Origin of the sequence: Rhodothalassium salexigens DSM 2132, assembly GCF_004341375.1 — a bacterium.
Classification (GTDB): domain Bacteria; phylum Pseudomonadota; class Alphaproteobacteria; order Sphingomonadales; family Rhodothalassiaceae; genus Rhodothalassium; species Rhodothalassium salexigens.
In genome coordinates, this window is sequence record NZ_SLXO01000001.1 from 18,194 (window position 1) to 39,114 (window position 20,921).

General features: G+C 68.8%; 17 protein-coding genes and 2 tRNA genes. 9 read left to right on the forward strand and 10 right to left on the reverse strand.

Going from position 1 to position 20,921, the window contains the following annotated elements; all coding sequences use genetic code 11:
* Entirely contained in the window at nt 1-585 is a 585-nt protein-coding gene (locus tag EV659_RS00105) for an anthranilate synthase component II (RefSeq protein ID WP_132706360.1), read from the reverse strand.
* Nucleotides 586-809: 224 nt separating this feature from the next.
* On the opposite strand from EV659_RS00105, the gene EV659_RS00110 reads away from it, so the two are divergent.
* Nucleotides 810-3,053 carry a P-type ATPase actuator domain-containing protein gene (locus EV659_RS00110; protein ID WP_165878621.1) on the forward strand — a complete coding sequence of 748 codons (2,244 nt, stop codon included), beginning with the start codon at nt 810-812 and terminating at the stop codon, nt 3,051-3,053.
* Nucleotides 3,054-3,177: 124 nt separating this feature from the next.
* Here EV659_RS00110 and trpE read toward each other — a convergent pair whose 3' ends face one another.
* Both trpE and EV659_RS00120 read right to left on the reverse strand, forming a co-directional pair.
* Nucleotides 3,178-4,746, reverse strand: a complete 1,569-nt coding sequence (gene trpE / locus EV659_RS00115; RefSeq protein ID WP_132706364.1) for an anthranilate synthase component I — start codon at nt 4,744-4,746, stop codon at nt 3,178-3,180.
* A 13-nt stretch (nt 4,747-4,759) separates the two neighbouring features.
* Complete coding sequence (locus tag EV659_RS00120; RefSeq protein WP_165878622.1) at nt 4,760-6,679, reverse strand: peptidylprolyl isomerase; 1,920 nt, start codon at nt 6,677-6,679, stop codon at nt 4,760-4,762.
* 150 nt (nt 6,680-6,829) lie between these two features.
* Here EV659_RS00120 and tpiA point away from each other — a divergent pair, with 150 nt between their 5' ends.
* The 8 genes from tpiA to EV659_RS00160 all read left to right on the forward strand — a co-directional run bounded on the left by tpiA (nt 6,830) and on the right by EV659_RS00160 (nt 15,160).
* Nucleotides 6,830-7,606 (forward strand): triose-phosphate isomerase, encoded by a 777-nt coding sequence (gene tpiA / locus EV659_RS00125; RefSeq protein WP_132706368.1) that lies wholly within the window; start codon nt 6,830-6,832, stop codon nt 7,604-7,606.
* A 119-nt stretch (nt 7,607-7,725) separates the two neighbouring features.
* A complete protein-coding gene (gene secG, locus EV659_RS00130; RefSeq protein ID WP_132706370.1) occupies nt 7,726-8,025 on the forward strand; it encodes a preprotein translocase subunit SecG in 300 nt (99 codons plus the stop codon).
* 86 nt (nt 8,026-8,111) lie between these two features.
* Nucleotides 8,112-9,743: a CTP synthase gene (locus EV659_RS00135; protein ID WP_132706372.1), complete on the forward strand. Its 1,632-nt coding sequence runs from the start codon at nt 8,112-8,114 to the stop codon at nt 9,741-9,743.
* A 448-nt stretch (nt 9,744-10,191) separates the two neighbouring features.
* The gene (gene dynA, locus EV659_RS00140; protein ID WP_132706374.1) at nt 10,192-11,343 is read left to right on the forward strand and encodes a dynobactin maturation radical SAM/SPASM protein DynA; all 1,152 of its coding nucleotides are present in this window, start codon (nt 10,192-10,194) and stop codon (nt 11,341-11,343) included.
* Between the two features lie 98 nt (nt 11,344-11,441).
* Nucleotides 11,442-11,753 carry a hypothetical protein gene (locus tag EV659_RS00145; protein WP_132706375.1) on the forward strand — a complete coding sequence of 104 codons (312 nt, stop codon included), beginning with the start codon at nt 11,442-11,444 and terminating at the stop codon, nt 11,751-11,753.
* 220 nt (nt 11,754-11,973) lie between these two features.
* Nucleotides 11,974-13,488 carry an Asp-tRNA(Asn)/Glu-tRNA(Gln) amidotransferase subunit GatB gene (gene gatB, locus EV659_RS00150; protein WP_132706376.1) on the forward strand — a complete coding sequence of 505 codons (1,515 nt, stop codon included), beginning with the start codon at nt 11,974-11,976 and terminating at the stop codon, nt 13,486-13,488.
* 288 nt (nt 13,489-13,776) lie between these two features.
* Nucleotides 13,777-14,955 carry a sensor histidine kinase gene (locus EV659_RS00155; RefSeq protein WP_132706378.1) on the forward strand — a complete coding sequence of 393 codons (1,179 nt, stop codon included), beginning with the start codon at nt 13,777-13,779 and terminating at the stop codon, nt 14,953-14,955.
* 114 nt (nt 14,956-15,069) lie between these two features.
* Nucleotides 15,070-15,160 (forward strand) — tRNA-Ser (locus EV659_RS00160).
* Nucleotides 15,161-16,143: 983 nt separating this feature from the next.
* Here the strand turns inward: EV659_RS00160 and EV659_RS00165 are convergent.
* The 7 genes from EV659_RS00165 to EV659_RS00195 form a co-directional block, all read right to left on the reverse strand.
* A tRNA-Pro gene (locus EV659_RS00165) sits at nt 16,144-16,220 on the reverse strand.
* A 75-nt stretch (nt 16,221-16,295) separates the two neighbouring features.
* Nucleotides 16,296-17,030, reverse strand: coding sequence for a MerR family transcriptional regulator (locus EV659_RS00170; RefSeq protein WP_132706379.1), 735 nt, complete (start codon nt 17,028-17,030; stop codon nt 16,296-16,298).
* Nucleotides 17,031-17,045: 15 nt separating this feature from the next.
* Complete coding sequence (locus EV659_RS00175; protein ID WP_132706380.1) at nt 17,046-17,393, reverse strand: integration host factor subunit alpha; 348 nt, start codon at nt 17,391-17,393, stop codon at nt 17,046-17,048.
* Between the two features lie 240 nt (nt 17,394-17,633).
* Nucleotides 17,634-18,614: a beta-ketoacyl-ACP synthase III gene (locus tag EV659_RS00180; protein ID WP_132706381.1), complete on the reverse strand. Its 981-nt coding sequence runs from the start codon at nt 18,612-18,614 to the stop codon at nt 17,634-17,636.
* A complete protein-coding gene (gene plsX / locus EV659_RS00185; RefSeq protein WP_132706383.1) occupies nt 18,611-19,660 on the reverse strand; it encodes a phosphate acyltransferase PlsX in 1,050 nt (349 codons plus the stop codon). Before plsX ends, EV659_RS00180 begins: the two co-directional genes overlap by 4 nt.
* A gap of 109 nt (nt 19,661-19,769) precedes the next feature.
* Complete coding sequence (locus EV659_RS00190) at nt 19,770-20,363, reverse strand: YceD family protein (RefSeq protein ID WP_132706384.1); 594 nt, start codon at nt 20,361-20,363, stop codon at nt 19,770-19,772.
* Entirely contained in the window at nt 20,360-20,908 is a 549-nt protein-coding gene (locus EV659_RS00195) for a ubiquinol-cytochrome C chaperone family protein (RefSeq protein ID WP_165878623.1), read from the reverse strand. The genes EV659_RS00190 and EV659_RS00195 overlap by 4 nt, the downstream gene beginning before the upstream one ends.
* Between the last annotated feature and the right edge of the window lie 13 nt (nt 20,909-20,921).

A 20,921-nucleotide genomic window follows, 5' to 3' on the forward strand; every position in this document is an offset into this window, starting at 1 on the left:
TCAGGCCGCCCGGGCCGGCCGGGTGGTGGCCAGGAAGTTGGCGAGCAGGTCGTGGCCGTGGGCCGACGCGATGCTCTCGGGGTGGAACTGCACGCCGTGGAGCGGCAGGCTCCGATGTTCGATGCCCATGACGATACCGTCGGCGGTTTCGGCGGTGATCCGCAGCGTCTCGGGGATGGTCGCCCGGTCGAGCACCAGCGAATGATAGCGCGCCGCCTCGAACGGGTTGGCGAGGCCGTGGAACACCCCCGACCCGTCATGGTGCACCGGGCTGGTCTTGCCGTGCATGGCCTCGGCGCGCACCACCGTCGCCCCCGCCCACTGACCGATCGCCTGGTGGCCGAGGCAGACGCCGAGCAGCGGCAGGCGCGCTTCAGCGGCGGCGGCGACCAGGGCCAGGGTAATGCCGGCGTCGTCGGGCGTGCCCGGCCCCGGCGAGATCACCACGCCGGCGGGCCGCGCGGCCAGCACCGCGTCGGGGGTGATCTGGTCGTTGCGATGCACGGCCACTTCGACCCCCAAATCACGCAGATAGTGATAGAGGTTGTAGGTGAAGCTGTCGTAGTTATCGATGAGGATGTACATCGCGTCCCGGGATCGTTTGCGTCGCCACAAAGCCCCGACCCCTGTCATCAGACGCCGGGCATCTTCAGCAGGCATTAACCGCTTCTGCGCTTCGATGAAAGGGCCTTATAAACACGCCCGATGGGGCGGGCCCAGAAGCAGCGCGGCAAACCGCCGGGCGACCACGCCGCGCCAACCGGGACGCCATGATACAGACGCCACGCAAGACAAGCCAAGGGGTGGGGATGGACAGCGGCAGGCAAAGCCAAGACGCGGCGGGCGCGCACCCGCCGCCGGCCGGGCCGGTGACCGGTGGCGGATCGTACGACGCCGGGGCCGACGGCACCCGCGCGCCGGCTCTCAGCCGCGCCGAGCCGCGCCCCGCCGCCGATGCGGCGCCAGAAACGGTAAGAGACGCGGCGCCAGACGCGGCGACCGACATGCTGTCCGACGACGCCGATTTCGAGCTTGCCGACGCCCCGGAGGCGCCGAGCGTCTGGGCCGAGCCGTCGGGGCCGACGCCCGGCGAACTGGCGGTGGGCGGGTTCGACCTGGGCCGGCGCGGCGCGGCCGACGGCCGCATGCTGACCCTGCCGCTGATCGTCGCGGCGCTGGGCACGGCGGTGTTGCTGGCGATGATCGGCCTGCGCGACGCCGGCGGGGCGCCGGTGTTGCCGCCGGTGTTGCTGCTGGTGATCGCCAGTGCGGTGCAGTGGGGCGCCGGCTGGCCGTTGCACCGCGCGGCGGTGGACGAAGCGCGGCGGCTGCGCGTCGGGCCGTTGGTGGTGTTGACCCTGGCGAGCACGGCGGGCTGGACCCACAGCGCCTGGCGCTGGGTCGCCGAGGGCGAGGCGGCGGGGGTCGGTCTGGCGCCGTTGGCGGCGTTGTTGGTGACGCTGGCGCTGCTCGGCCGGTCGCTCAGGGTCAGCGCCGACCCGCGCCCGGGCGCCCATGTGGACGGACCGCCGCTCGACCCGCCGGCGATGGCGCGGCGGCGCGGCGGCCCGGACGCTGCCGGCGACCTAGTGCCGGTGGCCGATCTGGGCGCCGGTGCGACGATCCTGCTGCGCGCTGGCGAGGTGGTGCCGGTGGACGCGACCGTGATCGCCGGCGTGGTCGAGATCCTGACCCGGCCGGTCACCGGCGACCCGGTGCCGCGTACCTGCCGACAGGGTGCCAAGGTGTTCGCCGGCAGCCCGGTATTGAGCGGCGCGGCCGAAGCGCGGGTCGAGGAGGTCGGCGTGCAGTCATTGCTCGGCGAGGCCGGGGCGCTGGCGCGCGCGGTGCCGGCGCGCCAGGGCCAGGGCGGCCAGGGCGAGGTGCGGTTGGCACGCTGGTCGCTGGCGGTGGCGCTGGTGCTGGCGCCGGTGTTCGGTCTCGCCGCCGGGCTCGGCGAGCCGGCGCGCGGGGTCCAGGCGGCGCTGGCGGTGTTCGCGCTCGCCTACCCCGCCGGGCTGGCGCTCTACCGGCCGATGAGCCACGCCATCGCGGCGCGGCTGGCGCATGCCCAAGGGGTGCGTCTGCACGATCTGGACGCGTCGCTGGGCGCCCGGCGGATCGCCCATCTGTGTTTCGGCTGGCGCGGGCTGATGACGCCCGGGCGCTATGCGGTCGGCCCGGTGAGCACGGAAGACGATGTGACCGAGGCCGAGGCGCTGAGCTTGGCGCGCGCGGTGGTCGGCCGCATCGAGCACCCGCTGGCCGAGGCGCTGGCGGTCGCCGCCGACCGGGCCGGCAGCGACCTGCGCCAGGCCAGCGAACGGCGCGGCGACCCCGACCGGGGCTATGTGGGCGAGGTGGCCGGGCGCACGATCCTGCTCGGCACGCCGGCGCTGTTGTCGGCGCACCGGGTCGGCTATCGGCGGTTTTCCGATCAGGCGGCGGTGTGGGCCAATGAGGGCTATCAGGTGCTGTGGCTGGCCGAGGCCGGTGCGCGGCGTCGGGCGCTGGCGCTGATCGGGCTCGGCGACCGGCCGCGCGCGCCATTTCTCTACAGCCTCGAAGCGCTCAAGGCCGAGGGCATACAGGCCACCGTGCTGATGCCCCAGCCCGAGGCGCTCGAAGCCGATTGGGTCGGCGACAACAGCTCGCTCGGCGCGCTCGGCGGCCGGCCGGGCCGGCGGCTCGAAGAAATGGAAGGGCTGCGCCGTCAATACGGCCCGACGGCGGCGATGGTGTCGTCGGTGTCGGACCTGGCGCTGATGCGCACCGCCGACCTGGCGATCGCGGCGGCGGACGCGCCGGCACCGGTGCGCCGCGCCGCCGACCTGACCGTCGGCCCGGGCACGCCCGAACATCTGCTGGCGACGCTGACCTGGGCCAAGCGGTTCGGCGCGCGCGGCACCCAGGTGTTGTGGGCGCTGCTGGTGATCAACGGTATGGCCATGTTCCTGGTGCCGGCGGGCCTGTTCGCGCCGGCGGTGGGCGTCGCCGCGGCGCTGCTCTCGGTGCTCGCCCCGCTGGCCGGCCTGCTGCTCGCCCGCCCCTGACGCGGGCGCCGGACGCCGGGCGGCGAGCGGGGCGCCGGCCCTCTACGCCCGTCGGTCATCGAGACCCGCCAGGTGTGGCGGCGCCCCAGGGCCGCTCAGCGGCGTCCAGGGGCGATTAGGGCCCTTAGCCGCCGGCGAAGCGGACCGCCTCTTCTGCCGCGCGGAACAGGGCGCGGGCCTTGTTGACGCATTCCTGCTGCTCGGACGCGGGGTCGCTGTCGGCGACGATGCCGGCGCCGGCTTGGACGTGCATCATGCCGTCCTTGACCACCGCGGTGCGCAACACGATGCAACTGTCCATCGACCCGTCGGCGGCGAAATAGCCCACCGCGCCGGCATAGAGCCCACGCGCTTCGGCCTCCAGGGTGTCGATGATCTCCATGGCGCGGATCTTCGGCGCGCCCGACACCGTGCCGGCGGGGAAGGTGGCCTTGAGCGCGTCGATGGCGTCGCGGTCGGGGGCGATGCGGCCTTCCACGTTGGAGACGATGTGCATCACATGGCTGTAGCGCTCGATCACGTTGCGCGCGGTGACCGTGACGCTGCCCGGATCGGCGACCCGGCCCACATCGTTGCGGCCCAGATCCACCAGCATCAGATGTTCGGCCAGTTCCTTGGGGTCGGCCAGCAGGTCCTCGGCCAGGGCCGTATCGGCCTGCGGGTCGGGCCCGCGCGGCCTTGTCCCGGCGATCGGGCGCACGGTCACCGTGCCGTCGCGCAGCCGCACCAGGATCTCCGGGCTCGACCCCACCACCGCGCCGTCGGGCAGGTCGAGAAAGAACATGAACGGCGAGGGGTTGGTGCGCCGCACCGCCCGATAGAGCGCGAACGGCGGCAAGGTGAAGGGCGCCGAAAAGCGCTGCGACAACACGGTCTGGAAGATATCGCCGGCGCGGATATGTTCGCGCGCCGCCTCGACCATGGCGTGGTAGCGCTCGGGCCCGGTGTTCGAGACGATGCGGTCGGTGACGGTCTGTGCGGCGGGGGCGGTCTGCTGCGCGCCGTCTTGGCCGCCGGTGCGCCGGGCGTCGGGCAGGCGGCCGCGCAGCCGGTCGAGGGCGGCGTGCAGGGCGGCGCAGGCGGCGTCATAGGCGTCGTCGGCGGACAGCCCGGGCGTCGGGCGCACCGGCGCGACCAGGGTCAGCCAGTCGGTCACCGTGTCGAACACGGCGGTCAGGCGCGGGCGCATGAAGAAACTGGTGGCGAGCCCCAGCGGGTCGGGCTTGACCGGCCCCAGCCGCTCCATCCAGCGCACCGTGTCATAGCCCAGATAGCCCACCAGCCCGCCGGCCATGGGCGGCAGCCCCTGCGGCAGGTCGAGCCGCGAGCGGTCGACCAGGCGGCGCAGCGAGGCCAGCGGCGCCGCCTCGCGCTCGGTGGCCGGCGTGTCGTCGGCCTCGAAGTGGTCGAGATCGTCGCCCGGCTGGCGGTTGACCTCGGCGCGGTCGCCCCGCACCCGCCACAACAGGTCAGGCGCGGTGCCGATGATCGAATAGCGCCCGCGCACCCGGCCGCCTTCGACCGATTCCAGCAGAAAGCCCGGCTGTCCCGGTACCGCCAGCTTGAGATAGGCCGACACCGGGGTTTCCAGGTCGCCGACCAGGCGCAGGTGCAAGGCGGTCGCCTGGCCGCGCGCGTAGCGGTCGACCACCGTGGCGCGGTCGGGCGCCACGGCCGTGGGGTTGACGGGCATGGGCGGTGCCTTTCTAGCCGCGACCCTGGGTGTCGAGCACGCGCTGGATCACCTCGGGGTAGGTTTCGATCTCGATCCGTTCGCGCACCGCGTCGCGGATCAGGACGATCTGTTCGTTGGTCATTTGCGCGGCCATCTGCTGGCGCAGGGCGGCATAGCTGTCGGCTTGGGCGGCCGGGTCGCCGGGCGTCACGTCGAGCGTGCGCACGATCACATAGCCGTCGCCGTTGGACGCCCGGGCCAGATCGGCCTGGCCGGCGTCGAGCGCGAACAGCAACTCGGCGATTGCCGGCGTCATGGCGTCGCCGCCGCGTTCGGCGCGGGTCACCGGGCGCGGCTCCACCAGGCTGCCGCCGGCTTCCTCGGCGAGGCTCTGCGGGTCGGCGCCGTCGCGCAGCCGGGCCAGCAGGTCGTCGGCCTTGAGCCCGGCGAGGCGCTGGCGCTCCTCGGCCCGCCAGCGGTCTTCCACCTGGCCGCGCACCGCCTCGAACGGCTTGGGTGCGGGCTCGGTGATGCTGTCGGTGCGCACGAAGGCATAGCCGCCGTCGGCATAGTCGATCAATTCGGGGTCGTCCGACGGGAACAGGGCGAAGGCGTTGTCGAGCACCGGCAACAGCGACGGCTGGGTCGACACCAGCTTGCCATCGGCGCCCAGGCCTTGCCCGGAGATCCGCTCGGCCGTCGACAGCGGCAGGTCCAGGTCGGCGGCGATGGTCTCCAGGGTCTCGCCGGCCGCCAGCCGGTCTTCCACGTCCATGGACAGGTCATAGGCCCGCTCGCGCGCCGCATCCATGGCGAGGTCTTGGGCCAGTTCGTCCTGCACCTTCTCGAAGCTGCGGGTGCGGCCGGGCTCGATGGCGGTGACCTGGAACAGGTGCCAGCCGAAGGCGCTTTGCAGCGGTTCGGTCACGCCCTGGTCGTCGAGCGCGAACACGGCCTGGGCGATCGCCGGGCCGTAGGTGTCTTCCAGCTCGGCCTGGCTTTGGCGGCCGATCGCCAGTTCTTCCTCGGAGAAATCGGTCAAGGCGGTGGCCACGGCGGCGAAGTCCTCGCCCGCGCCGATGCGCGCATAGGCGCTTTGGGCGCTACTCTCGGCGGCGCTGTCCAGGGTCAGGATGCGCACGGTCCGGGTTTCGGGCTGGTTATACTCGCGCTCGCGCTGTTGATAGGCGTCGCGCAGTGCCGCCTCGTCGAGCGCTTCGGGGTCGGCGAGCAGGCCGGGGTCGAGGAACAGGGCCGTGACGCCGCGATACTCGGGGGTCATGTAGGCGCCCTGGTTGGCCTTGTAGCGATCCTTGAGCGTCGCGTCGTCGGGCAGGGTGTCGAGCGTGACCGCGCTTGCCGGGACGCTGATCACCTGGCCCGTGCGGGTTTCGTAGCGATAGCGGAACAGGGCGCGGGACAGCGGCTCCGGCACCACGCGCCCGGCGCTCACCGCGTCGATCAACTGGGTGCGGGCGACATCCTCGGCGATCAGGGTCTCGAACTCGGGGATCGTGTAGCCGGCGCGCTGCAACTGCGCTTCGTAGAGCGGCAGGGCGAAGTTGCCGGTGGCGTCCTTGAGACCCTCGAAGCTGCGGATGGTCTCGCGCACCTGGGCGTCGCTGGCGCGCAAGCCCAGATCGTCGGCCTTGTTGTCCAGAATGGCCCGGTCGACCAGTTGCGACAGCACCCGGATGTGCAGCCCGAACTGGATCGCCTGTTCGCGGTCGATGGCCTGGTCGGCCTGGGTCTGGATCTGGCGCAGCGTGCGCTGGAATTCGGCATAGAAATCCTGTGCGCTGATCTCCTTGGTGCCGACGCGGGCCACGGTGCGCCCGGCGCCGCCGCCGAACACGTCGCCGATCCCCCAGACGGCGAAGCTGGCGATCAACACCGCCAACAAAAGCGTCGCGAAGAAGGATTTCAGGTTCTTGCCGATCTTTTCAAACATGAGGCCGTCCCATTCCGCCGCCGGCGGCTTGAGCAGCGCCGCCGGTGTTTGCGTTCGGTTGTTCTGGTAGACCCAACGTCGCTTTCGTGCAAGGTGTGGCCCGGTCTCGGGCATATCGCCATTGGTTCACTGCTTTTGGGAGGTTGAGATATGGTGTCCCCGCGCCGTCGGCTGGTTGCCGGCAACTGGAAGATGAACGGGTCGTTCGCGCATCTGGGCGCGTATATGGATGCCCTGGTGCAGCGTCTGACCGGCGCCGAGGCCGCTTGCGACGTGATGATCTGCCCGCCGCACCCGCTGGTGTCGCTGGCGGTGACCGCGACCGAGGCGTGCGCCGAGCGTTGTCAGCCGATCGCCGTCGCCGGCCAGGATTGCCACGGCCAGGACCAGGGCGCCCATACCGGCGACGTGGCCGCCGGGCTGCTGGCCGAACTGGGGGCCAAGGCGGTGATCGTCGGCCATTCCGAACGCCGCACCGACCATGGCGAGGACGACGCCACCGTCGCCGCCAAGGCCGCCGCCGCCCACCGCGCCGGCCTGACCGCCATCGTTTGCGTGGGCGAGGCGCTGGCGGTGCGCGAGGCCGGCGATCACGAAGCGACCGTGTGCGCGCAACTGGCCGCCTCGCTGCCCGACGGCGCGACGCCGGCCAACACGGTGGTCGCCTATGAGCCGATCTGGGCCATCGGCACCGGCCGGGTCGCCGAGGTCGGCGATATCGCGCCCATGCACCAGGCCCTGCGGCGGACGCTGGAGGCGCGCCTGGGCGCTGGTGCTGCGGCGCTGCGGTTGCTCTATGGCGGCTCGGTCAAGCCGGGCAATGCTGCCGAGATCGCGGCCGTCGACGGTGTCGATGGCTTGCTGGTCGGCGGTGCGAGCTTGAAGGCGGACGATTTCGACGCCATCTTGGATGCATACCGCCGTTAGCGGAAAATTCACGGCCCGCCGGATAGAAAAGGGTTTCGCCGGCGGGGTTTTTGCATTATCGACCCGCCTTTCGGCTGCCCCGGCGATGGTGGCGGGGCAACGGGCGGTGAGGACGCGTCATGGAAACCATTCTTCTGGTCGTTCATTTGATCCTGGCGCTGGCATTGGTCGGCGTGATTTTGATGCAGCGGTCCGAGGGCGGCGCGCTGGGTATTGGCGGTGGCGGCGGCGGGCTGGTCTCGGCCCGGGGCGCTGCGACCCTGTTTACCCGGCTGACGGTCTGGCTCGCGGTCGGCTTTCTGGCCACCAGCATGGGGCTGGCGCTGATTGCCCGTCAGAACACCGGGCCGAGCTCGGTGATGGAGCAGGTCGAAGACCAGCCCGCCGCCGACAAGCCCGAAGTGCCGGTGCGCAACTAACTCCACCCCATGGTTCATCGATATCGCGGCCGGGTCAGGGGCGTTTCTCCTGGCCAACGGCCGGATATGGCGTATAAGAGGCGTCCATGACGCGGTATGTCTTCATCACCGGCGGTGTGGTTTCCTCGCTCGGCAAGGGTCTTCTGTCGGCAGCCTTAGGCGCTCTGTTGCAGGCCCGAGGCTATAGCGTGCGGCTGCGCAAGCTCGACCCCTATCTCAATGTCGACCCGGGCACCATGAGCCCCTATCAGCACGGCGAGGTCTACGTCACCGACGACGGCGCCGAGACCGACCTGGACCTGGGTCACTATGAGCGCTTCACCGGCGTCTCGGCCCGGCGCAGCGACAATGTCACCTCGGGTCAGGTCTATTGGGACATCATCAACAAGGAACGCCGCGGCGACTTCCTCGGCGGCACGGTGCAGGTGATCCCGCATGTCACCGACGCCATCAAGGCGTTCGCGCTGGCCGAATCCGACGGCATCGACTTTATGTTGTGCGAGATCGGCGGCACGGTGGGCGATATCGAGGCGCTGCCGTTCTTCGAGGCGATCCGCCAGATGGATGTGGATCTGGGCCGCGGCCGGGCGATCTTCGTACACCTGACGCTGGTGCCGTATGTGGCCGCGGCGGGCGAGCTCAAGACCAAGCCGACCCAGCATTCGGTCAAGGAACTGCGCAGCATCGGCATCCAGCCCGACGTGCTGGTCTGCCGCTCGGAGCGCGAGATCCCCGAGAGCGAACGGCGCAAAATCGCGCTGTTCTGCAATGTGCCGCAATCGGCGGTGGTGCCGGCGCTCGACGTGTCGAGCATCTATGAGGTGCCGATTTCCTACCACCATCGCGGCCTCGACGCCGAGGTGCTGCGCGCCTTCGAGATCGACGACGCGCCGGCGCCCGATCTGGGCGTCTGGACCGACATTCTCGAACGCCTGCACAATCCCGAAGGCCAGGTGACCATCGCGGTGGTCGGCAAGTATACCGAGCTTCAGGACGCCTACAAGTCGCTCAACGAGGCGCTGGCCCATGGCGGCATCGCCAACCGGGTCAAGCTCAACCTGGTGTGGATCGAGTCGGAGGTGTTCGAGGCCGAGGACGCCGCCCAGCGGCTCGAAGACGTGCACGGCATCCTGATCCCGGGCGGCTTCGGCCAGCGCGGTGCCGAAGGCAAGATCGCCGCCGCCCGCTTCGCCCGCGAACGCAATGTGCCCTATTTCGGCATTTGCTTCGGGATGCAGATGGCGGTGGTCGAGGCGGCGCGCCACCTGGCCGGCATCGACGGCGCCACGTCGAGCGAGTTCGGCGACAGCGACCAGGCGGTGGTCGGCCTGCTCACCGAATGGGCCACCGACGCCGGCGTCGAGCTGCGCTCGGAAGACACCGACAAGGGCGGCACCATGCGCCTCGGCGCCTATCCGTGCGCGCTCAAGGTGGGCAGCCGGGTGCACGCCATCTACGACCAGGCCGACACCATCTGGGAGCGCCACCGCCACCGCTTTGAGGTCAATGTGCGCTACCGCGAGGCGCTGGAACAGGCGGGGCTGGTGTTCTCCGGCATGTCGCCCGACGGCCGGCTGCCCGAGATCGTCGAGATCAGCGACCACCCCTGGTTCATCGGCGTGCAGTTCCACCCTGAACTGAAATCCAAGCCGTTCGACCCGCACCCGCTATTCGCAAGCTTCGTCAAGGCCTGCCTGGAACAAAGCCGGCTGGTCTGACCTCCGGTCGCCCGCTTTCGCGTCCAACCCGCCCGTCATGGCAAGCCACGGCACAGTGGCGCGGCAAGTTGGCGGTGTTGGCGGCCGAGCCGATGCCCGGCTGGCTCCGGGCGCCCATGACCGGCGGCGGCTGGATTGCGTCGCGGCGTTCGGACCATGACGGGCAGGGCGGTTTGGCGGCGCGACCGCGGGCCGAGTCGGGACGGCCCGGGCGTGCCGCGCGCGCTGAGGCTACCGCCGACCGTGAGGCGGCGGCGTCAGCGCTTATAGCCCCTTTCCCTTGTCCCCAAAGGCACTTGGCCGACGCGCCGAGATGCATCTGTGTCGCATTTGCGTGCGGTTGCGGCATCGTTTGACCATACACGCATAACATGCATTACTTGTGTAATGTGGTGATCGAGCGCGTTGTCCGTCCGAGCCGGGTCTCTTCAAGACAGGGGCGAGCGCCATGATCTTCACCGCCGTCATCAAGCCCACCCATATCTGCAATCTGGCCTGCACCTACTGTTACAATGACGATGTGCGCGACCCGGTGATGCGCGACGAGACGCTGGAACGCACCATCGCCGAAACCTTCGCCTATGCGCGCGCCCACGCCCCCGGCCGGCGGGTCAGCTTCATCTGGCACGGCGGCGAGCCGATGGTCGCCGGGCGGGCGTTCTACGAGCAGGCGTGCGACCTGCAACGCCACTATGCCGGCGACCTGACCTACGCCAATTCGATCCAGACCAATGGCGTGTTGATCAATGACGCCTGGCTCGATCTGTTCGCGCGCGAGCGGTTCAGCCTGTCGGTGTCGATCGACGGGCCGAAGCCGGTGCACGACGCCTATCGCCTCGACAAGCGCGGCCGTGGCTCGTTCGACCGGGTGATGGCGGCGGTCGAGAGCGTGCAGGCCGCCGGCCTGCCGCTTGGGGTGTGCGTGGTGATCAGCCGCGCCAATCGCGACCGGGTCGACGAGCTTTACGACCTGCTGGCGGCGCGCGGGCTGCCGTTCAACGTCATCCCGATCAACAAGTCGGGCGGTGCGCGCGAGGCCTATGACGATGTGGGGCTCGGCCGCGAAGACTATGCCGAGCCGTGGATCAGGCTCTACGATCGCTGGTTCGACGCCGACGAGGATTATGTCTATTGCTCGGACTTCGTGTTCAAGACCCGCGCCATCGCCGCCGGCCGGCCGGCCGACTGTGTGGGCCTTGCGCGCTGCGCCGACACCAATATCTCCATCGATCCGGTGGGCGACGTCTATCCCTGCGCGTCGCTGTCGGGGCACGCCGACACCCGCTACGGCAATATTCTGGACGCCGATCTGGCGACGCTGATGGCCGGGCCGGTGGCGCGCGCCTATCGCGACCGCGCGGTCGACCCGCAATGCGCGCGCTGTCGCTGGCAGCATGTGTGCCATGGCGGCTGCCAGGCCCGCTCGTACAAGTTTTTCGGTGATATCGACGCGCGCGACTATTACTGCCCCAGCCTGTTCCGCGTGTATGAGCATATCGCCCGGCGTCTGGACGAGCGCGGCGTGCCCCGCGCCGACCGGCCCCCGGTTCCCGCCGTTTCGTGCGACCGCACCAATGCCGCCCCGGTCTATACCGCTTGACCGCTTGAGCGGCGGTGGCTCGCGTCCGCCGGTGTTCCCGCCGCGCCCCGTGTCCGTTGCGTTCGCGTTCGTCTCACTCCCTAGAAAGGAACGATCCGATGAAGACACCGAAGGCTCCGGGCGAGCCGATCACCCCGTGCACGCAAGCGCCGGCGCTGCGCGCCATCGACCCCGACGCCAAGCCGTTTCGGCCGACCGAAAAATCCGAAGGCTATACCGCGCCCGGCCATGTGAAGCACTTTCTGCCTGACCGCGAGGTCAATCTGGCCCAATTGACCAAGTCCTTGGCCGATGTGTTCGGCGAGCCGGCGCTGCGCATTCGCGACCTGCACCTGGAGATCGACGAGGGGTATTGGACCCAGATCTGCGAGGACCCGTGGAGCGGCAATATCTATCGCTACTCGTTCTGAGCCCGCTCCCGGTCCGGGGCAGGCGGCGCTAAGGGGCAGGGTACCCACCGGGGCACGCATCGGGCCGGGTGCGCTAAGGAGCCGGGCGCCAACACCGGCGGCTGCCCCCTAGCGCCGGGGCGGTTGGCTTGCTACACAGGCGACCGATTGAGGGACCGTCCGCGACCTGGCGTCGGGGCGGTTCCGTCTCCTGTTTTCAGCCCAGTCAGAGAAGCCGCCGATGACCGAGACCAGCACCGCCGAAGCCCCCGTCTACACCCTGGAAGGCGCCACCGGCCCGTGGGAAATCGTCGTGGGCATGGAGGTTCACGCCCAGGTGATCTCGCGCTCCAAGCTGTTCTCGGGCGCGTCGACCGAATATGGCGCCGAGCCCAACAGCCATGTGTCGCTGGTCGACGCGGCGATGCCCGGCATGTTGCCGGTGATCAACGCCGAGGTGGTGGCCCAGGCGGTGCGCACCGGTCTGGCGCTCGACGCCCGGATCAACAAATGGTCGCGCTTCGACCGCAAGAACTATTTCTACGCCGACCTGCCGCAGGGCTATCAGATCAGCCAGTTCCAGTACCCGATCGTCGGCGAGGGTGAGATCCACCTGGACCTGGGCGACGGCCGCACCAAGACCGTCGGCGTCGAGCGCATCCATCTGGAGCAGGACGCCGGCAAGTCCATGCACGACCAGCACCCGCGCTATACCTTCGTCGACCTCAACCGGTCGGGCGTGGCGCTGATGGAAATCGTCTCCAAGCCCGACATCCGCAGCCCCGAAGAGGCCGGCGCCTATCTGAAGAAGCTGCGCACCATCCTGCGCTATATCGGCACCTGCGACGGCAATATGGAGCAGGGGTCGATGCGCGCCGACGTCAATGTCTCGGTGCGCAAGGCGGGCGCGCCCTATGGCACGCGCTGCGAGATCAAGAACGTCAACTCGGTGCGCTTCGTGATGATGGCCATCGAGGTGGAGGCCCGGCGCCAGATCGACATTCTCGAAGCCGGCGGCACCATCGACCAGGAAACCCGCCTGTTCGATCCGACGCGCATGGAAACCCGGTCCATGCGCAACAAGGAAGAGGCGCACGACTATCGCTATTTCCCCGACCCCGACCTGTTGCCGCTGGAATTCGACGACGCGTTCGTCGACCGTTGCCGGGCCGACCTGCCGGAATTGCCGGACCAGAAGAAGCAGCGCCTGATCGCCGAGTTGGGTCTGCCGGACTATAACGCCGGCGTGCTGGTGGCCGAGAAGGAAAGTGCGGCCTATTTCGACACCCTGCTGGCCGCCCTGGTGGCGCGCACCGGCAAGCAGCCCGCCGAGGTGGCGCTCAAGGCGTCCAACTTCGTCATCGGTGAACTGTTCGCCCATCTCAACAAGGCCGGGCTCGACATCGCCCACAGCCCGGTGTCGGCCGACGCCGGCGCTGAGTTGCTGGCGCTGCAGGAGGACGGCACCATCTCGGGCCGCATCGCCAAGGACGTGTTCGAGAAGATGGTCGAGACCGGCAAGCCCGCCGGCCAGATCGTCGAGGAGGAGGGGCTCAAACAGATCGCCGACACCGGCGCGTTGGAGGCCATCTGCGACCAGGTGATCGCCGACAATCCCAAGCAACTCGAACAGTATAAGGCGGGCAAGGAGAAGCTGTTGGGCTTCTTCGTCGGCCAGGCGATGAAAGCCACCGGCGGCAAGGCCAACCCCCAGGCGGTTAACGAGATCCTCAAGGCCAAGCTGGCCCAGGCCTGAAGCGTTTCGCGATCCGACCGCTGAGCCTTGGGCGGTCCATCCGGCCGCTCTGTGCTTTGCACAACCCACGGGCGGTAAAGTCGATTGGATCGAGATCGGCCGGTGTCTCGTGCGCCGGCCGTTTCTTTGAGTTTCAAGCACTTTGTCCGGGCCGGGGCGCCTGCTTCCGTCATCGGTCCGGACATCATGGTTGACGGTCGACTAACGTCATCCGACAATGCGTCACATTGAGTTAACATAATCCCGCTAGCGTCGGGCGGTGTTCGCTCAGGGTGAAGTACAGTGGCCATGATCCAGATCGGCAGTCTTGCCCAGGCGGCCCCCGTTGTGTCGCCGGCGGATACATGCGGGGCCGTCTACGAAATCTTCCGCAGCGAGCGTGACCTTCTCGCCGTGCCGGTGGTGGCCGATGGCGTGCCGCGTGGCTTGGTCAACCGCCAGCATCTGCTGGTCGAGATGGCGGGCCAGTTCGGCCGGCCGTTGTTCGAGCGCAAGCCGATCACGGTGTTGATGGACGCCCAGCCGCTGATCGTCGAGGCTGACATTTCGCTCGACACGCTCAACCAGGTGCTCGCCGCCGACCGTCCCGCGGCGTTGACCGAAGGGTTCATCATCACCCGCCGGGGTCGATATGAGGGGCTCGGCACGGCGCTGTCGGTATTGCAAGCCAACATGGCCGAGGCGCGCAAGACCGCTGACCAACTGGAGACCGCGCGCTTCCAGGCGGAGGCTGCGGTGCGCTCCAAGTCGCTGTTCCTGGCCAACATGAGCCATGAGTTGCGTACGCCCCTGAACGCCATCATCGGCTTTACCGACGTGGTTTGCCAGGAGCAATTGGGGCCGATCCGGCCAGCCAAGTATGGCGAATACATCGAGGACGTGAATGCCAGTGGCAAGCATCTTCTCAACGTCATCAACGCGATTCTGGACATGTCCAAGATCGAGGCCGGACGTCTCGACCTCGACGAGGACTATCACGATCCGCACGAACTGATCGTGATGGTCGTTCGGATCATGCGCGGCATGGCCGAGCGTGCGTCGGTATTGGTGCGCGAGACGGCCGGTGCTGGCCTGCCGCTGGTCCGTATGGATATGCAGTTGTACCGGCAGATGCTGATGAATCTGTTGTCGAATGCCATCAAGTTCTCCGACCCGGGCAGTGAAGTGCGGGTGGAGGCGGAGGTTCTGGCCGACGGCCGGTTCGCGACCCGGGTGGTCGACGAGGGGTGCGGTATTGCGCCGGGCGATCTGGCGCGGGTGATGGAGCCGTTCGGGCAGGGCAGTGTGTCGCGCGTGCGCCGCCAAGCGGGCACCGGGCTGGGTTTGCCGCTGGTCAAGGCTCTGGCCGAAGCCCATGGCGGGGCGCTCGACCTCGATAGCCTGCCGGGTTTGGGCACCACGGTCACCGTGACCTTGCCCGCCGAGCGGGTCGCCAGCGCCGACGCGATGCCCAATCTGATCGCCTGATCCCGACGCCGGCTTTGGTGGGTGGCCGACGGCATGGGATGGGTTCAGGGGTGTGGACAAAAACCCGGTCGCGTTTTGTTGACACCTGGCGGCGCCGCTGATATCCCCGCCCGTGGAGAGGTGGCCGAGTGGCTTAAGGCGCTCGCCTGCTAAGCGAGTTGGGGTTAATCACCCCTCGCGGGTTCGAATCCCGTCCTCTCCGCCACCCCCTCCCGACAGTGTTCCGTAGCGGCCTCTCAGGCGCCGTTTTATGCGCTTCTCCGGCTTGACCGGTCTTCGCATCCACCCGCATTCTTCGCCCAAGACCGCTGCACTTGGGTGGAGCAAAAAGGGCGGGGTGCACAATCGACTGACCGCCAAACAGCTCAAGTCGCTGCCGCTCTGCTCCCGCCCAATGGAAAGACGATCTGGAATATATGTTGCTGCGTCGGTCGGGTGCGCCATCCTCCGGCCTTGATCTGGCCCGAGACGGCGGCGTTCATGGCGCCGCGGCCGCGGGGCGTGGCGGGTATGCCCCCGACATCGACCTGGCGGCCGATATCTGGCCGGGGCCGGGCCGAGCGGCTGAAGGCCGGCAAGGCGCACCGGGTGGCGCCGGCTTCCCCAAGATCGGCCACGATTATCACCAGCGGTCCGATCCGGCTTCCCGGCGATCAGGTCGAGGATGAACTGCGTGTGGGCTGCAATTGGATTCGCGTGGCGGTCGCCGCCCATGGACCAGGTTTCAGCTGCTCTTCAAGACGACACCGGGCCGTCCATTTGACGGCGGTGGGAGGGAGGATGCCGAACCTCCTCGCCGCTGCCCGACGGAGGGACTGGCCGCCTTTTCCCGCCCCTATCCTGCCTCACACACCGACCGACCGGCTGGGAGGGCTCCCGGCGCTTCCGTCAACACGCGGCCTGCTCTCGCCGGCTTTCGCGCGCCGGTGGCCGGTGGCCGGTGGCTGGATCGTGCCCCGTGTCAGCCAAAATCTGGACGGATCGGGCTTTCGAACGACGGCGAGGACCGAAGCAGCATCGAATCGACAGAGAAGGTTTGGCTGGCGGGGGCAACGATCTGTCGTAGGACGGGCAACCGGCAACAGCCTTGGGGGCACCACCCGGCACCCGCCGACCCGGTACAGAAAAGACCGAGGTCCGAGCGTCCCGGCCGTCGCTGTGCGTCTGTTATCGACTTGCTTGATTGAATGGTCGGGGAGAGAGGATTCGAACCTCCGGCCCCTGCGCCCCCAGCACAGTGCTCTACCAGGCTGAGCTACTCCCCGACGATGTGAGCCGCGTTCTAATGGGTTCGTGAGCAAAGGACAAGGAGAAAATACCCGTCCCGCCGCACCGAGCCATCAACCTCGCAACAGGCCGCGGATGGCGCGGAGTTCCGTCAGAAGACCCTGCGCATCGCTGGGCGTTTGAAGGCCCGATAGTGGCGCCGAGCCCGGGCGCGCACGGTCGCGTGTCGGCGCAGATCGCGCCGGATCGGACGATGCCAGATCAGCAGTCGAAGCCGGGGCCGACGATGCCGGCTCGCCTCGTGGCGCCGGTTCCCCCGGCGCCAGTGCAGAGGAGGGCGTGGGCGATGTGGGGCTCGTTTGGCTTGGCGAAGACGTGGCCGCCGGCTGTTGATCGCGGGGCGCACCGATCAAGGACGCCAAGCCCGCGTCCGACGCCAGGCGATCGTGAACTGTGGCGCGCAATCCTTTGTCGCGAAACAGCTTTTGAACGCCCTTGATGGTCACGCCATCGGTGTATAGGAGCGCCTTGATGGCGCGCAGCACCTCCACGTCCTGCGGCCGGTAATAGCGGCGGTTGCCGCCGCGCTTGAGCGGCCGGACCTGGCTGAACTTGGTTTCCCAAAAGCGCAGCACATGGGCCGGCAGGTCCAACTCGGCGGAGACTTCGCTGATCGTGCGATAGGCTCCGGCGGCCTTGTCCGTCGCGCGTGTGGGCGGTTGGCCGGTATCGGTGGCATCGGGCGCGGTCCGACCCGGCCCGTCGGCGGAGCCAAAGGCTTGAGGCGTGTCTTGCGACGCGGCCTCGGCGTCGATGATGGCGGGGGGAAGCGACGACTCGCCGGTCATGGGAGACGCCGCGGCCTATTCCGCCGCCGCCTGATCCGTCTTCAACGCCGACAGGCCGCCGCGCGCCTTGATGCCCTGGTCGATATCGTCCTTCATGATCTGACTCGGACGGAACACCAGCACCCGGCGCGGCTCGATCGGCACCTCTTCGCCGGTCTTGGGATTGCGACCGACCCGGCCGCCCTTGTGGCGCACCACAAAGCTGCCGAACGACGAAATCTTGACGGTCTCACCGTGGACCAACCGGTCGGTCATGGTCTCGAGCACGGACTCGACCAGATCCGCCGTTTCGTTGCGCGACAGCCCGACCTGCTTGTAGACCGCTTCGGCCAGATCGGCTCGCGTCAAGGTTTTGTGCGACATCCGGCTACCCCCTGACCCTCTGACATGTTCTTGACTCGAACAGCTTAAGGCGAAAAGGCGCCCAATTCAATGTAGTTACCAACTTGCGCGGCAATCGGTCGACAGCCCAGAGGCCGGCCTGGCGCGGATCTGACACGGGTCCGAGGCCGGACGGACCGGGCAGCGGCAATTCACAGCCGGGCCGGGCACATGCGGCTTGGTTCGGTTGGCCCCGGGTCTCGCCCAACCGGAAGCCGCGCGCTACCAGCGCAGCAGGCAGGCGCCCCAGGTGAAGCCGCCGCCCATGGCTTCGAGCATCACCAGATCGCCCGACTGGATGCGGCCGTCGCCGACCGCGGTCGCCAGCGCCAGCGGCACCGAGGCGGCCGAGGTGTTGGCGTGGCGGTCGACGGTGCTGACCACCTTGTCGGGCGCGATGCCCAGCTTCTTAGCCGTGCCGTCGAGAATCCGCTTGTTGGCCTGGTGCGGCACCACCCAGTCGATGTCGGCCACACTCAGCCCGGCGCGCTCGGCAGTCTTCTCCACCGCCTCGGTCAGGTTGACCACCGCGTGGCGGAACACCTCGCGCCCCTTCATGCGCAGATGGCCGACGGTCTTGGTCGACGACGGCCCGCCGTCCACATAAAGCAGGTCATGGTGGCGACCGTCGGAGCGCAGATGGCTGGCCAGGATGCCCCGGTCGCGGCCGGTGTCGCCCGGCTGGTCGCGGGCTTCGAGCACCACCGCGCCGGCGCCGTCGCCGAACAGCACGCAGGTGGCGCGGTCCTGCCAGTCGAGGATGCGGCTGAAGGTCTCGGCGCCGATCACCAGCGCGCGCTCGGCCTTGCCGGCCTGGATGAAGGCGTCGGCGGTGGTCAGCGCATAAATAAAGCCCGAGCACACCGCTTGAACGTCGAAGGCCGCGCCGTGGGTCATGCCAAGGGCGGCCTGGATGCGGGTCGCGGTGGCGGGGAAGGTCTCGTCGGGCGTTGCGGTGGCGACGACGATCAGGTCGATGGCGTCGATGGTAAGCCCGGCATGGTCGAGCGCCCGGCGCGCCGCCGCAATCCCCAGGTCGCTGGTCAGTTCGCCTTCGGCCGCGATGTGGCGTTGGCGGATGCCGGTGCGTTCGACGATCCACTCGTCGGAGGTATCCACGGATTGGGCGAGGTCGTGATTGGTCAGGCAGCGCTCAGGCAGATAGGCGCCGCAGCCGACGGCCACGGAACGGCGAAGGGTCACTGGGTTTGCAACGCGGTGTCCGCGCCCTCTTTGGTTTTGAAACGGGCCACGTCGTCGGCGATCAGGCGGCACAGATCAGCGCGCGCCATGTCGACGGCGACGCCGATGGCGGCGGCATAGCCCGCGGCGTTGGCACCGCCGTGGCTTTTGACCACCAGGCCGTTGAGGCCGAGGAACACGGCGCCATTATGGTTGTTGGGGTCGAGATGATCCTTGAGCGCGCCGAGGCTGCGCGCGGCGAGCGCATAGGCGAGCTTGGCCAGCAGCGTGGCCCGGAACGCGTCGGCGAGCAGGCGCGAGATCAGCCGGGCGGTGCCTTCGGCGGTCTTGAGCGCCACATTGCCGGTGAAGCCGTCGGTGACCACCACGTCGCACTGGCCCTGGCCGATGCCGTCGCCTTCCACGAACCCGGCGAAGTCGAACGCCATGTCGTCGCGGCGCAGCCGTTCGGCGGCGCGGCGGATGGTGTCATTGCCCTTGAGCTCTTCCTCGCCGATGTTGAGCAGGCCGACGCTCGGGGTGTTCAGGCCCAACACGGTGCGCGCGAAGGCGGCGCCCATGACCGCGAACTGGACCAGATTTTCGCTGTCGCAGTCCACATTGGCGCCCAGGTCGAGCATGATGCTGTCGCCGCGATAGGTGGGCAGAAACGACGCCAACGCCGGGCGGTCGATGCCCGGCAGGGTCTTGAGCATCACCTTGGCCATGGCCATCAGCGCGCCGGTGTTGCCGGCCGACAGGGCAGCGTGTGCCTCGCCCTGGCGGACCGCTTCGAGCGCCAGGCCCATGCTCGACTTGCGCCCGCGTCGCACCGCCGTACTCGGCCGGTCGTCGGGCGACACCACGTCGTCGGTGTGGCGGATTTCGGCATTGGCGGCGAGCGTCGGGCGCTTCGCCAGCAGCGGTTCCAGCGCCGCCCGACGGCCAAAAAACAAGAAACCCGCGTCGGGGTACACTTCGCGCGCGCGCTCCGCCCCCGCCACCACGATGTCGGGGGCGGCGTCTCCGCCCATGGCGTCCAGCGCGATGGTCAGTCGATCGCTCAACGAAACTCTCTCAATACAGGACGATCCGAAAATGCCGATCGCCGCCCCGGCGGGTCCGCAGGGTCGGGACAGCGCGGAAGCCGGCACAATACTGCAAATGCCGACCCCATCAAGAGCCGTCTTTGAGTTTTTTCAGCACCGCAAAGGGATTGGGCCGTTTGGTTTCGCTCTCGGCGTCACCGTCCGCGTTGCCGCCGAGGCTCGTGGCGGCGGCGGGGATTTCCGCTGCCGGGTCGCGTGGATAGGGGTTGAGCGCCAGTGCCAGCGACTGCGCGACGATCTCGGCCAGGTCGACCCGGTCGCCGTCGAGCACGTCCACTTCGTCGGCGTCGGGGTCCATCACCATCTCTTCTTCGACCTCTTCGACCCGGGCGGCGGGCAGCAATTGCAGCGTGAAGTCGTCAACCACCCGCTCGGTGACCGGCCGGTGGCTGACCACGCAAGGCTGCACCACGGTGGCGTCGATATGGCCCTTGATGCGCACGCCGGGGCCGTCGATGGCGGTCAGCGTCACCTGCGCGGTCATTGCGTCCACCGCCGACAGCTCGAAGCGGTCGGCCAGGGCTTTGCACTGATCCGCGTCGGCAGTCACATGAACGGTGCGCGGCCCGTTTTCCGCCAGGTCGGCGCGGCTGACCGCGTCGGCCAGCGGCTTGGACAGGCGGTCGGTGGGTTGCGGGTTGATGTCCTGGCGGTCGGTCATGCGGCAGTCTCGGCACGGGGGCTGGGGAAGGTGATGCGGTCGGCCTCGAAGCGCTCCACGGGCTCGGCGGCCAGATGGTCGATCGCCTGGCACAGATAGTCGGCCATCGCCTTGGCGTGCGGGGCGTCGTCGATGGTCTCGACGCCGAACAGGTTGCGTGCCACGGCTTCGGCCAGGTCCCGGTCGCCGATCAGCGCGGCGCGATAGCCTTCGAACCGGCCACCGAACGCCTGGGCCATCGACTTGATCTTCTTGCCGACGCTCAAATCGCCCACGCCGGCCTCGCGCAAGGAGCGGTCGAAGTCGACCACCATGCACTCCTGGACGCGCTGCTGCAACTCGGCCGCCGCCGGCTCGTCACGGCCGTCGAGGCTGTGAATGAGGGCGAACACGTGCAAAATCAGCGCGTCGAACCGCCCGTCGACCGTGTCGGGCACGCCGAAGACGTCATAAAAGACCGGCCGGCGCGCCGCGGCGACGGCGCGGTCGTAAAGCCGCTTCGCCTGCTCCCGGCGGGTGCGGTTTTGCCTCCATCGGCTGAACATGGGCTTCCTCATA

Coding starts and splice junctions, on each gene's coding strand:
- EV659_RS00105 (WP_132706360.1), bottom strand. CDS start 585: ATGTACATCCTCATCGATAACTACGACAGCTTCACCTACAACCTCTAT.
- EV659_RS00110 (WP_165878621.1), top strand. CDS start 810: ATGGACAGCGGCAGGCAAAGCCAAGACGCGGCGGGCGCGCACCCGCCG.
- trpE (WP_132706364.1), bottom strand. CDS start 4,746: ATGCCCGTCAACCCCACGGCCGTGGCGCCCGACCGCGCCACGGTGGTC.
- EV659_RS00120 (WP_165878622.1), bottom strand. CDS start 6,679: ATGTTTGAAAAGATCGGCAAGAACCTGAAATCCTTCTTCGCGACGCTT.
- tpiA (WP_132706368.1), top strand. CDS start 6,830: ATGGTGTCCCCGCGCCGTCGGCTGGTTGCCGGCAACTGGAAGATGAAC.
- secG (WP_132706370.1), top strand. CDS start 7,726: ATGGAAACCATTCTTCTGGTCGTTCATTTGATCCTGGCGCTGGCATTG.
- EV659_RS00135 (WP_132706372.1), top strand. CDS start 8,112: ATGACGCGGTATGTCTTCATCACCGGCGGTGTGGTTTCCTCGCTCGGC.
- dynA (WP_132706374.1), top strand. CDS start 10,192: ATGATCTTCACCGCCGTCATCAAGCCCACCCATATCTGCAATCTGGCC.
- EV659_RS00145 (WP_132706375.1), top strand. CDS start 11,442: ATGAAGACACCGAAGGCTCCGGGCGAGCCGATCACCCCGTGCACGCAA.
- gatB (WP_132706376.1), top strand. CDS start 11,974: ATGACCGAGACCAGCACCGCCGAAGCCCCCGTCTACACCCTGGAAGGC.
- EV659_RS00155 (WP_132706378.1), top strand. CDS start 13,777: ATGATCCAGATCGGCAGTCTTGCCCAGGCGGCCCCCGTTGTGTCGCCG.
- EV659_RS00170 (WP_132706379.1), bottom strand. CDS start 17,030: ATGACCGGCGAGTCGTCGCTTCCCCCCGCCATCATCGACGCCGAGGCC.
- EV659_RS00175 (WP_132706380.1), bottom strand. CDS start 17,393: ATGTCGCACAAAACCTTGACGCGAGCCGATCTGGCCGAAGCGGTCTAC.
- EV659_RS00190 (WP_132706384.1), bottom strand. CDS start 20,363: ATGACCGACCGCCAGGACATCAACCCGCAACCCACCGACCGCCTGTCC.
- EV659_RS00195 (WP_165878623.1), bottom strand. CDS start 20,908: ATGTTCAGCCGATGGAGGCAAAACCGCACCCGCCGGGAGCAGGCGAAG.